Source organism: Bordetella genomosp. 12, assembly GCF_002261355.1.
GTDB lineage: Bacteria > Pseudomonadota > Gammaproteobacteria > Burkholderiales > Burkholderiaceae_B > Bordetella.
The window spans coordinates 326894-338956 of the sequence record NZ_NEVU01000001.1; the positions used below are offsets into that span (position 1 = coordinate 326894).

Sequence of the window (12063 nt, forward strand, 5' to 3'; positions counted from 1 at the left end):
GATCCATTATGGCAACCCTGCATGTTGATGTGGTCAGCGCAGAGGAAGCGATCTTCGCCGGTGAGGCGAAGTTCGTGGTCCTGCCTGGCGAGTCGGGCGAACTGGGCATTTTGCCCGGCCACACCCCGCTCATTTCGCGCATCCGCCCCGGGACGGTCAAGATCGTCCGTGCCGACGAAGGCGAGGAAAACATCTTCGTCGCCGGGGGCATTCTGGAAGTGCAGCCCGGCAGCGTGACCGTGCTGGCCGATACGGCCATCCGTGCCGCTGACCTGGACGAAGCCCGTGCCCTGGCGGCGCGCGAGAAGGCCGAAGAGGCCTTGCGCAACGCCAAGGACCGCGAGGACATCGCCGTGGTCGAAGCCGAGCTGGCCATGCTGGCAGCACAGGCCGCGGCGGCTCGCCGCCTGCGCAGCGGCCGCAATTCGCACTAAGCACCACGCGGACGGCAAACAGAACAGCGACCTTCGGGTCGCTGTTCTGTTTTGGGCCCGCCGAGAGTGCTTCGATCTTGTCTCGCGCAGTTGCCGCAATGCGGCCCCATCGCCTATCGCAGCGCCAGCGAAGTCGCGTAGCCTCTTTCTTCCCGTACGACAGAGGAGTTGCGATGCGTGAAACCTACGATTGCGCCTTGGTATTAGTGCCTGGGCATGGGACCTGGCTGCATGACTGGATGCAAGGCGTGCAGCGGCAAGGCCTGCGCAATGGCTATCCGCGCCTGTTCCCTCAGGAGCCGGCCGTCTCGCCCGGTGTCTGCGACCCCTCCTGGCTGGCCGCTTCGTCTCTGAGCCTGCGCCGTTTCGATGCCTGCGTGTTGCCGGTGGAATCGGCCACGTTGTCCTGGGTGCGCACGGCCCTGGCGGCGGCCCGCGAGCAATTGCAAACGCCCGTGCTGGCCTTGGCCAGCGACGTCGGCAGCGTGGCCCTGCGTGATCTGCTGCCCTTGGGCCTGGATGATTTCCTGCGGCCGGATTCGACCGAAGAACTGCGCCTGCGCATTGCCCTGGCCAGCCGGCGCCGCGCCCGCGCCGCCGCGCCGGCCCTCGAGCCGGACGAGGCCTGGGTCTATGACGTGCGGCGCGGCCGTTTCGAGGATGCCGCCACGACGCTGAGCGAACCTGGCGAGGACGCCGCGGCCGTTGATGCCTCGTTGCTGGACACCCCGTTTGGCGCGGCCAAGGCCCGCGTGGTGGGGCATTTCGAGCGTACCTATCTGCACTGCAGCCTGGCGCGCTACGAGGGCAATGTCACGCAGGCCGCGCGCGCCGCAGCCAAGCACCGCCGTGCCTTCTGGGCCTTGATGCGCAAGCACCGCATCCAGGCCGCCCCGTATCGCGAACAGGCCCGCGAGCAGCGGCCGCGCCCGGGTTAGGCGCCGCCATCTTGCGGCCGCGCAAGGCCGCGGGGCCCAGGGGCGGTAAAATCGTGCGCTGCCTATCATCCGAGGAAAGCCGTGTCCCTTGCCCTGAAGAACGATGTCTTTCTGCGCGCGCTGCTGCGCGAGCCTGTGCCTTACACGCCAATCTGGCTGATGCGGCAGGCGGGGCGCTATCTGCCGGAGTACCGGGCCACGCGGGCCAAAGCCGGTTCTTTCATGGGCCTGGCCCGCAATACGGCCTATGCCACCGAGGTGACGCTGCAGCCCCTGGAGCGCTTTCCGCTGGATGCGGCCATTTTGTTCTCCGATATCCTGACCGTGCCCGATGCCATGGGCCTGGGCCTGGATTTCGCCATAGGCGAGGGCCCGCGCTTTGCGCATGCCATCCGTGACGAGGCCGATGTCGCGCGTCTGGCCGTACCGGACATGGACAAGCTGCGCTACGTGTTTGACGCGGTCAGCAGCATACGGCGCGCCCTGGATGGGCGGGTGCCGCTGATCGGCTTTGCCGGCAGCCCCTGGACCATCGCCTGTTACATGGTCGAGGGCAAGGGAAGCGACGACTACCGGCAGATCAAGACATTGCTGTACTCGCGGCCCGACTTGCTGCACCGCATCCTGGAGATCAACGCCGAGGCCACCACGCACTATCTGAACCACCAGATCGAAGCCGGCGCGCAGGCGGTGATGATTTTCGACAGTTGGGGCGGTGTGCTGGCCGATGGCCTGTATCAGGCGTTCTCGCTGGCGTATACGCGCAAGGTCATCGCCGGCCTGCACCGCGAGCGCGAGGGACGCCGGGTGCCGGTCATCGCCTTCACCAAAGGCGGCGGCCTGTGGCTGGAGGATATCGCCGCCAGCGGCTGCGACGCCGTGGGCCTGGATTGGACGGTCAACCTGGGGCAGGCCCGGCGCCGGGTGGCCGATCGGGTGGCTTTGCAAGGCAATCTCGACCCGATGACGCTGTTCGGCTCGGCCGAGGCGATCCGCGCCGAAGCGCGGCGCACGCTTGATGCGTTCGGGCCAGTGGCCCAGGGTGGGCATGTCTTCAATCTGGGGCACGGGATCTCCCAATTCACCCCGCCCGAGGCGGTCCATGAGCTGGTCGACGAAGTGCATCAATACAGCCGTGCCTTGCATGCTAAGTGAGTGACCGCTTGCGTCACAAACGGCATTCTCGGCCTGCCTTCGGTTTGAGTTGTGCACAGCAATGACAGCGATGGGGAAAACCCGAAATTTCTCGTCACGGCAGTGTAAAATTCAGATAAGCCAATGAATTTTAATGATAATTTCATGGTTATTGAATGGCTTGCCAAGCATGCCGAGCCTGTGGCAGATCGGTCCGATCGAATTGTTTTGTGTTTTTCCCCAAAGTTATCCACAGGCCGGAAAATTTCTCTCCAATCCCCTCGGCACGTGCGGCGCTTAGCGCCATCTTCCAGAATCCACTTTAAGTTGGAACCTCGTTTGCGCCCGTCTCCGGCCCGGTCTTTCCGTTACGCCGCCCGTCCTCGGACGCGGCCGGCACCCCTGCGTCATGCTTGAGCCGGTATGGGTTCGCGTCGCGCTGGACGTGCCGCTCTATGGCCCGTTTGATTACCGTCTGCCGGCCGGGCTGGACGCGGCGGCGGTGCAGCCCGGCAGCCGGGTCATCGTCCCCTTCGGGCGTCGCAAACTGGTGGGCGTCGTGCTGGCCCTGCCCGAGCAGCCGTCCATCGACGTGGCGCAGGTGCGGGAGATCGAACAGGTGCTCGAGGATCTGCCGCCCTTGCCCGCCGACTGGATGCGGCTGGCCCAGTTTGCCGCCGAGTACTATCAACGCCCGCTGGGCGAAGTCATGCTGCCGGTGCTGCCGCCGCCGTTACGCAAGCCCACCGCCTATCAGGGCAAGCGCTCCGGCGCCGGGCCGGTGGCGCGCCTGGACGCGCGCAAGCCGCGGCGCGCCGCCGCCGCGCCTGCTCAGCCCGATACCGCCCCGGCGCTCAACGCGCCGCAGGCCGCGGCGGTGGCGGCCATTGCCGGGATCAGCGGCTTCAAGACCGTTTTGCTGCATGGGGTGACGGGCAGCGGCAAGACCGAGGTGTACCTGCACGCCGCACAGCGCATCCTGGCCGCCGGGCGGCAGGTGTTGTTGCTGGTGCCGGAAATCAACCTGACGCCGCAGCTGGAGGCCGCTCTGCGCGCCCGCTTCGAGAGTCTGATCGGGCAGGACGGGCTGGCCGTGCTGCACAGCGGGCTGTCCGATGGCGAGCGGCTGCAGGCCTGGGCGCGGGTGCAGCGCGGACAGGCGCGCATGCTGCTGGGGACGCGCATGGCGATTTTCGCGCCCATGCCGGATCTGGGGCTCATCGTGGTCGATGAGGAGCATGACGCTTCTTACAAACAGCAGGAAGGCTTGCGCTACTCTGCCCGCGACCTGGCGGTGTGGCGCGGACACGAACGGCGCATCCCTGTCGTGCTGGGCTCGGCCACGCCCTCGCTGGAGAGTTGGCATCACGCCCAACGCGGCCATTATCAGTTGCTGACGCTGGCCCATCGCGCGCGTGCCGCGGAGTTGCCCCGCATGCGCCTGGTGGACACGCGCCGGCTGCCAATGAAGCACGGGCTGTCGCCGCAATTGATCGACGGCATTACCGAACGCCTGGCGCGGGGCGAACAGTCGCTGGTGTTTCTGAACCGCCGCGGCTATGCGCCGGTGCTGCATTGCGCGTCTTGCGGTTGGGTGACGCATTGCCCGCGCTGCTCGGCCTTCACCGTGCTGCACCGCGCCGGCGCCAAGGGTGGCTACCGGCTGCATTGCCACCATTGCGGCTATCAGGGGCAGGTGCCGCGCGCCTGCCCGGACTGCGGCGATCAGGATCTGCAACCCATGGGCCGCGGCACGCAGCGCATCGAGGAGCATCTGGCCGAGCTTTTCCCCGAGGCGCGCATTGCCCGCATCGATGCCGACAGCACGCGGCGCAAGGGCAGCGCCCAGGCGCTGTTCGCCTCGGTGCATGCCGGCGAGGTGGATATTCTGGTGGGCACGCAGATGGTGGCCAAAGGCCATGACTTTTCGAAGCTGGGCCTGGTCGGCGTGCTGAATGCGGATTCCATGCTGTTTGCCCAGGACTTCCGTGCGCCGGAACGCTTGTTTGCCCAGCTGATGCAGGTGGCCGGCCGCGCCGGCCGCCATGTCGGCGGCGGCGAGGTGCTCATCCAGACCGGCTATCCCGAACAACCCGTCTACCAGGCGCTGATCCGCCATGATTACGCGGGTTTTGCCCGTCATTCGCTCGAGGAGCGCGAGGTCACGGGCTTGCCGCCCTTCGCCTACCAGGCGCTGTTGACCTCGGAGGCGCGCGAAGTCGCCCAGGCGCTGGCGTTTCTGCAGGCGGCCAGGCAGGCCGGCGAAAGCCTGAGCGAGGCGATTACACTCTACGATCCCGTGCCGCTGCGGATTGTGCGCGTGGCCAATGTCGAGCGCGCCCAATTGCTGGTCGAGAGCGCCAGCCGCCCCGCCCTGCAGGCGTTTCTGCCGCATTGGCTCGACGCCATCGTGCCGCTGGCGGCACAGGCCCGCGCGCGCTGGCAACTGGAGGTCGATCCTCTGGAGATCTGACGTCTTCGCGCCCGCGGCTATCCTGACCCCCACGCTTACACCATGTCCACTGATACCCCGATCGGCCACGGCCTGAATCCCGCCCAGAAAGAGGCGGTGCTTTATCTGGACGGCCCCTGCCTGGTCCTGGCCGGCGCCGGCAGCGGCAAGACGCGCGTCATCACGCAGAAGATTGCCTATCTGCTGCGGGAGTGCGGCTACATGGGACGCAACATCGTGGCGCTGACCTTCACCAACAAGGCCGCGCGCGAGATGGCCGAGCGGGTCAAGACCCTGGTGGATCGCCAGTTGGCCAAAGGGCTGACGATCAGCACCTTCCACGCCCTGGGTGTGCGCCTGTTGCGCGAAGAGGCCGCGCACGCCGGGCTCAAGCCGCAATTCTCGATCCTGGATGCCGATGACGCGATGGCCATTATCCAGGATCTGCTGGCCACGACCGATCGCGGCCGCCTGCGCGAGGTGCAGTCGATTATTTCGCTCTGGAAAAACGGCTTGCTCGAACCGGACGACGCGGCCAAGGTGGCTGTCACGCCCGGCGAAGTGGAAGCCGTGGCCGTCTACCGCAGCTATGCCGCGACGCTGGCCGCTTATCAGGCGGTGGATTTCGATGACCTCATCCGCATCCCGGCCATGCTGCTGGAGCACAACGAAGAGGTCCGCACGCGCTGGCAGAATCGCGTGCGCTATCTGCTGGTCGATGAGTATCAGGACACCAATGTCTGCCAGTATCGCCTGGTGCAATTGCTCACGGGCATGCGTTCGCTGTTTACCGCCGTGGGCGACGATGACCAGGCCATTTACGCCTGGCGCGGCGCGACCATCGAAAACCTGGCCAAGCTCACGACCGATTATCCCAACCTCAAGCTCATCAAGCTGGAGCAGAACTACCGCTCCGTGCAGCGCATCCTGGCGGCCGCCAACAATGTGATCGAGCGCAATCCCAAGCTGTTCGAAAAGAAGCTGTGGTCGGATTTGGGCGCCGGCGAGCCCATCACCGTCAGCCCCATGGATGGCGATGAGCACGAGGCCGAATCGGTGGCAATGAAAGTGTCGGCGTCGCGCTTTGAGCGCCAGGCGCAGTGGAAGGATTTCGCCATCCTGTACCGCGGCAACCATCAGTCGCGCATTCTGGAGCAGGCGCTGCGGAATCTGAAGATCCCGTACACCATCTCGGGCGGCCAGAGCTTTTTCGACAAGGCCGAGGTGCGCGACATTCTGGCCTATCTGCGTCTGGTGGCCAATGACGAGGACGATCCGGCGTTTATCCGTGCCGCCACCACGCCCAAGCGCGGTATCGGCCAGGCCACGCTGCAGACGCTCGGGCAGTATGCGGCGCAGCGGGCGATTTCGCTGTTGCAGGCCGCATCCGAAGAGGGGCTGGAGGCGCTGCTGCAACCACGGCAACTCGAGCCGCTGCGCACCTTCGGCGAGTTCATCCGCCGCATTCAGTGGCGTGCCGGGCGCGGCGCCGACGGCGCCACCACACGCGCGGCCGAGCCGGCCGGGCCGTTGCTGGACGACCTGCTTGCGGCCATTCAGTACGAGCGTTATCTCTTTGACACGCTGGAAGAGCGTCCGGCCCAGACGCGATGGCAGAACGTGATGGAATTGGTGTCCTGGCTCAAGCGCAAAGCCGAAGAAGATGGCATGACGCTATTCGAACTGGTGCAGCACGTGGCGCTGGTCACCATGCTGGAGCGCGGCGAAGACGAGGAGCCCGATGCGGTCAAGCTGTCCACGCTGCATGCGTCCAAGGGGCTGGAGTATCCGCACGTGTATCTGGTCGGCGTGGAGGAAGGCTTGCTGCCCCATGTGGGCCGCGACGAAGAAGACACTGATCCGGAGAATGCCGCCAACAATCTGGCCACGCGCATTCAGGAAGAGCGCCGTCTCATGTATGTGGGGATCACGCGCGCGCAGCGCAGCCTGCATCTGAGTTGGTGCCGCAAGCGGCGGCGCGCCCGGGAAGACCGGGTGTGTGAACCCTCGCGCTTTATCGAGGAGATGGGCCTGTCTCAGCCCGGCATCAAGGAAGACGCGGCCACCGCGGCCTTGAGCCCCAAGGAACGCCTGGGCATGCTCAAGGCCTTGCTGCAGAAATAAGCCTGCGGCGGCCGGCGGCGTTCAGGCCAGGTCGCGCAGCAACAAGTGCCAGAACTTCGCGCGCATATCCAGGGTGGAGATCTGGATGTACTCGTGCAGCGTGTGCGCGCCGTCGCCATCGGCGCCCAGGCCGTCGAGCGTGGGCACGCCCAGCGCGGAGGTGAAGTTGGCATCGCTGCCGCCGCCGGTCATGGGCGCGTCTTCGAGCGGGAAGCCGGCTTCGCTGGCATAGCCTTGGGCCAGCGCCAGCAGCGCGGCCGATTCGGGCGTCTTGACCATGGGCGGACGGTTCAGCTCGACATCGATATCCAGTTCGACATCGGGGCCCACGGCGCACAGTTGGCGCATGCGGGCGAGCACGTCCTTGGCCGCGCCCATGTCGGGCACGCGGAAGTCCACCACGCAGCGGCAGTGCGCCGGCACGGTGTTGGTCACCGTGCCGCCGGCGATGGTGCCGACGCTGACGGTCACGCCGCGCGCGTAGTCGGTCATGTTCTCCAGGGCCAGGATCTGGTGCGCCATTTCGCGGATGGCGCTGCGGCCTTTCTCGTGCGACATGCCGGCATGGGCCGGCCGGCCCTTGACGCCCAGGCGCAGCATGCCCGTGCCCTTGCGCGCGGTCACGCATTTGCCGCCGTTGGGGCGTGCCGGTTCGCACACCAGGCCGTACTTGGCCTGCTTGGCCAGACGTTCGATGTGTTCCCGCGAGGCGTGGCTGCCGGTTTCTTCGTCGGGCACCATCAGAAAGTCTATCGGCAGGCGTGCCGCGCCGGGCTGGGTCAGCCCGCGCAGGCCGGCCAGCGCCAGCACGATGCCGGCTTTCATGTCGTAGCTGCCCGGGCCGTAGAGGCGGTCATCCTCGATGCGGCAGGGATTGTCGGCCAGCGTCCCCACAGGGTGGACGGTGTCGATATGGCCGATGATCAGAATGCCGGGCCGTGTGTCGCCGGGCGCGCGCGTGGTGGCCAGCACCATGGGGCCGACCTCGGCGCCCAGCGAGGTGACTTCCACCTGCATGCCGATGGCGCGGGCCCGCTCGGCGGCCAGATGCGCCATGGCGGTGATGCCTTCGACGTAATGGGAAGGCGATTCGCACTGCACCCAGGTCTGGATTTCGGCGACGAGTTCTTGCGTATTCGGAAGCGTGGTCATGGCTTGGGAAGGAGCTCAGGCGGTGTGATTGCCGGCCAGGGCGGCCAGCGTGGCGGCGTCGGGCATGCTGCCGTCGAACCAGAGGTTGGCGGCAACGGCGGACATGGCGCGTCCATCATGGCCGATTCCGGGCACCGTCTGCAAGTGCCAGGCAAAAGGCAGGCCGCGGCGTTCGGCTTCCTGGCGGCCCGCTTCGTAGTAGTGGTGGGCGCGCGCATAGCGATGCGGCCCTTGGCGCAGCGCCTCGGGCTGGCTGGGCAGATTGGGGTCATCGGTGGCGATGTCCTGATCGCCGGCCAGGATGATCATGGGATAGGCGAGCAGCCGGGCCAGATGCTGTTCGGTCAGGCCCACGCCGCCCATGCCTTCGGGGTAAGGCAGATCCAGGGTGGGCAGGGTGTACCAGCCCGGGTTGCCCGCGATCACGCCCGCAAACGCCTCGGAAGGCTGGCTGCTCATGAGACGGTGCACGAACTGCCCGCCGGCCGAATGGCCGAAGAGGTAGACGGGCTTGCACACCGATATCTCGGAGGCCGCCAGATCCTTGAGCACGCGCCCGACCAGGGCGTAGGTCCAACCGTCGACGTGGCGCGGGTTGCCCGAAGGCGTGAACACGCGGCCGTTGTTGTAGCTGTCCACGCCGGGCCAGATCTCGTTGGAGAACGTCGGCGCGATGATGAGCAGGCGGTGTTTGTCGGCCGCCGGGATCCAGAAGTCGCGGTAGTCGTCACCGTTGCGCAGCACGCCGTGCTGGACGATGACCACCGGGTCTTCCGGCGTATAGCCGTAGGGGCGGTAGGTGTTGAGCGTAAAGGGACGATCGGCGTTGCGGTCGTCATCCACATAGATGAAGCTGTTGCGGCCCGCATGGCCCAGTTCGATGGCCATGCGGTCGGCGTTGCTCAGTTCGGCGGGTTTCATGATCAGGCGGCGTTGTCGTTGAGATGGCAGGCCGAGATATGGCCTGCGGCGATGGTCTTGAGCTCGGGGGCTTCTTCTTTGCAGCGCGGCATGGCCTGCGGGCAGCGCGGATGAAAGGTACAGCCCGAGGGCGGATTCAGCGGTGACGGGATCTCGCCGCGAATGGGCGTGAACTTGCGCCCACGCCGTTCGACATCCGGCACTTCGGCCATCAGGGCCTGGGTGTAGGGATGGTTGGGGTGCGCGAAGATCTCCGAAGCCTTGGCCTGTTCGACGATCTTGCCCAGATACATGATGGCGACCCGGTCGGAGATGTGGCGCACCACGCCCAGGTCATGGCTGATGAACAGATAGGTAAAACCGTGCTGCTCGCGCAAGTCCATGAACAGGTTGATGACCTGAGCCTGGATGGACACATCCAGCGCGGCCACCGGCTCGTCGCACACCAGAAATTTCGGCGCGACCAGCAACGCGCGCGCGATGCCGATGCGCTGGCGCTGTCCGCCCGATATCTGATGCGGAAAGCGATCGCGGTACTCGCGGTCCAGGCCGACTTCGGCCAGCGCGCGATCCACGCGCTGCGGGATGTCGGCCGCCGGCGCCAGCTTGTGCACCTTGAGCGCTTCGCCCAGGATCTGGCGCAGGCGCTGGCGCGGATTGAGCGAGGCCTGCGGGTCCTGGAAGATCATCTGCACGCCCAGCGTGTAGGCCAGCTTGTCGGCGTTCTGCAGGCTGCTCACCTCGCGGCCCTGGTAATACAGCTCGCCGGAGCTCTGGTGATGCAGCCCGGCCACCACGCGGCCGAGCGTCGATTTGCCGCAGCCGGACTCGCCCACCAGGCCCACGACTTCGCCGCGCGCCACCGATAGCGACACGCCGTTGACGGCATGCACCGTGCGGCGGTCGATGGGTTTGCCGGCCAGCGCAAGCAGGCGTTGCGCGATGTCCGGGCGGTTCTCAAAGCGCTTGTGGACGTCGCGCAGTTCGATAACAGGGGTGTCGGTCTGGGTCATGCGGCCTCGCGGGCAATCGGTACATAGCAGCGGTAGCTGCGCGGCCCTTCCTGGGTGGCGGCGGGCGGCTGCTCGGTGCAGCGGGGAATCACGTTCGGACAGCGGGGTCGGAAAGCACAGCCCGAGGGCCGCGCCGACAGGCTGGGCGCCATGCCGTTGATCTGGTGCAGGCGGCTGCCCGGCATGGATTGGGCCGGCATCGAGTCCAGCAGCCCGCGCGTGTAGGGATGGCGCGGCGCATCCAGGATGTCGTTGACCGGGCCGGCCTCGACGATGCGCCCCGCATACATGACGGCCACTTTGTCCGCCAACTCGGCCACCACGCCCAGATCGTGGGTGATCCAGATGAGGGCCGTCTTGTGCTCGCGGCAGATTTCCTGCATGCGATAGAGGATCTGGCCCTGGATGGTGACATCCAGCGCCGTGGTGGGTTCGTCACAGATGATGAGGTCCGGACGATTGAGCATGGCGATGGCGATGGCCACGCGCTGGCGCATGCCGCCGGAGAATTCGTGCGGATAGGCGTTGAGGCGCTTTTCGGGCGCGGGGATGCCCACCATGGCCAGCGCCTCGCGGCACCGCTCCAGCGCCTGTTGCCGCGAGACGTTCTCGTGCGTGAGGATGGCTTCCATCATCTGTTCGCCGACCTTGAGCACCGGGTTGAGCGTCATGAGCGGATCCTGGAAGATCATGGCGATGCGGTTGCCGCGCAACTGGCGCATCTGTTCTTCGCTCAGTTTGCGCAGATCCTTGCCCTTGAAGCGGATCTCGCCGGCCACGACTTCCCCGGGCGGGTCGATCAGCCCCAGCAAAGAGAAGCCGGTGACGGATTTGCCGGAGCCGGATTCGCCCACCAGCCCCACGATCTCGCCGCGCTTGACGGTGAGGTCCACGCCGTCGACGGCCGGCCAGGCGCCGGCTTCGGTGTGAAATGCGGTGCGCAGACCGCGCACCTCGAGAATAGTGTCGCTCATGCTCGTCGCGGGTCCAGGCTTTCACGCAGGCGGTCGCCCACGATGTTGATGGTCAGGATGAGGATCAGCAGGGCCAGGCCCGGAAAGAGGCTGATCCAGTAGTCGCCGGACAGCAGGTACTGAAAGCCGTTGGCGATGAGCAGACCCAGCGACGGCTCGGTCACCGGCACGCCCACGCCCAGGAAGGACAGCGTGGCCTCCAGCACGATGGCGTTGGCGATCTGGATGGTGGCGAACACCATCACCGGCCCCATGCAGTTGGGCAGCAGGTGAAACAGCATGATGCGCCAGGCCGGGAAACCCAGGTTGGCGGCCGCTTCCACGTACTCTTTGCGCCGCTCTTGCAGGGCGCGGCCGCGCATGATGCGGGCGTAGTGGGCCCATTGCACGATCACCAGCGCCAGGATCACCTTGTCCACGCCGCGGCCCATCATGGCCAGCAGCACCAGGGCCACCAGAATGGTCGGAAAGCCCAGGATGAAATCGACCAGCCGCATCAGCACGGCGTCGATGATGCCGCCGGTGTAGGCCGCCACCAGGCCCACCAGACTGCCGATGGCCGTGGCCAGCGCCACGGCGCTCAGGCCCACGAAGAGGCTGATGCGCAGGCCGTAGAGAATGGCGCTGAGCATGTCACGGCCCTGGTCATCGGTGCCCAGCCAGTAAATGCCGCCATCCATCATGGGCGAGCGTGGCGGCAGGCGTCCGTCGAGCAGGTTGAGGTTGGCCAGATCGTAGGGGTTCTGCGGCGCGAAGAACGGCGCAATCAGCACGATGGCGATGAGGATGAACAGCGCAAACGCCGAGCCGCGCAGCGTCGGGCGGCTGCGCAGCTTCTTCAGGATCTGGGCGCGGCGCGGGGTTTCGGCCAGGGGCGGAACCGTGCGCGTGCGGCCATTGCTGGAAGGGGTTGCCATGGCG

10 protein-coding genes are annotated in these 12063 nt (G+C 66.5%); 5 read left to right on the top strand and 5 right to left on the bottom strand.

Going from position 1 to position 12063, the window contains the following annotated elements; genetic code table 11:
* Positions 1–8 precede the first annotated feature (8 nt).
* The 5 genes from CAL22_RS01605 to CAL22_RS01625 all read left to right on the top strand — a co-directional run bounded on the left by CAL22_RS01605 (position 9) and on the right by CAL22_RS01625 (position 7082).
* Entirely contained in the window at positions 9–434 is a 426-nt protein-coding gene (locus CAL22_RS01605) for a F0F1 ATP synthase subunit epsilon (protein ID WP_094809757.1), read from the top strand.
* A 173-nt stretch (positions 435–607) separates the two neighbouring features.
* Positions 608–1372 carry a hypothetical protein gene (locus CAL22_RS21090; protein WP_244193751.1) on the top strand — a complete coding sequence of 255 codons (765 nt, stop codon included), beginning with the start codon at positions 608–610 and terminating at the stop codon, positions 1370–1372.
* A gap of 81 nt (positions 1373–1453) precedes the next feature.
* Entirely contained in the window at positions 1454–2527 is a 1074-nt protein-coding gene (gene hemE, locus CAL22_RS01615; protein WP_094809759.1) for a uroporphyrinogen decarboxylase, read from the top strand.
* A 388-nt stretch (positions 2528–2915) separates the two neighbouring features.
* On the top strand, positions 2916–4979 hold the full coding sequence (locus CAL22_RS01620; protein WP_094809761.1) for a primosomal protein N': 2064 nt from the start codon (positions 2916–2918) through the stop codon (positions 4977–4979).
* A gap of 42 nt (positions 4980–5021) precedes the next feature.
* Positions 5022–7082 carry a UvrD-helicase domain-containing protein gene (locus tag CAL22_RS01625; protein ID WP_094809763.1) on the top strand — a complete coding sequence of 687 codons (2061 nt, stop codon included), beginning with the start codon at positions 5022–5024 and terminating at the stop codon, positions 7080–7082.
* Between the two features lie 21 nt (positions 7083–7103).
* On the opposite strand, the gene CAL22_RS01630 is transcribed toward CAL22_RS01625, so the two are convergent.
* From CAL22_RS01630 to CAL22_RS01650, 5 genes are read right to left on the bottom strand one after another with little or no spacing between them, the layout of a single operon-like run.
* Positions 7104–8234, bottom strand: coding sequence for a M20 family metallopeptidase (locus CAL22_RS01630; protein WP_094809765.1), 1131 nt, complete (start codon positions 8232–8234; stop codon positions 7104–7106).
* 15 nt (positions 8235–8249) lie between these two features.
* Positions 8250–9155, bottom strand: coding sequence for an alpha/beta hydrolase (locus CAL22_RS01635; protein ID WP_094809767.1), 906 nt, complete (start codon positions 9153–9155; stop codon positions 8250–8252).
* A 2-nt stretch (positions 9156–9157) separates the two neighbouring features.
* On the bottom strand, positions 9158–10168 hold the full coding sequence (locus CAL22_RS01640; RefSeq protein ID WP_094809769.1) for an ABC transporter ATP-binding protein: 1011 nt from the start codon (positions 10166–10168) through the stop codon (positions 9158–9160).
* Positions 10165–11142 carry an ABC transporter ATP-binding protein gene (locus tag CAL22_RS01645; protein WP_094809771.1) on the bottom strand — a complete coding sequence of 326 codons (978 nt, stop codon included), beginning with the start codon at positions 11140–11142 and terminating at the stop codon, positions 10165–10167. Before CAL22_RS01645 ends, CAL22_RS01640 begins: the two co-directional genes overlap by 4 nt.
* Positions 11139–12059 (bottom strand): ABC transporter permease, encoded by a 921-nt coding sequence (locus CAL22_RS01650; RefSeq protein WP_094809773.1) that lies wholly within the window; start codon positions 12057–12059, stop codon positions 11139–11141. The genes CAL22_RS01645 and CAL22_RS01650 overlap by 4 nt, the downstream gene beginning before the upstream one ends.
* Between the last annotated feature and the right edge of the window lie 4 nt (positions 12060–12063).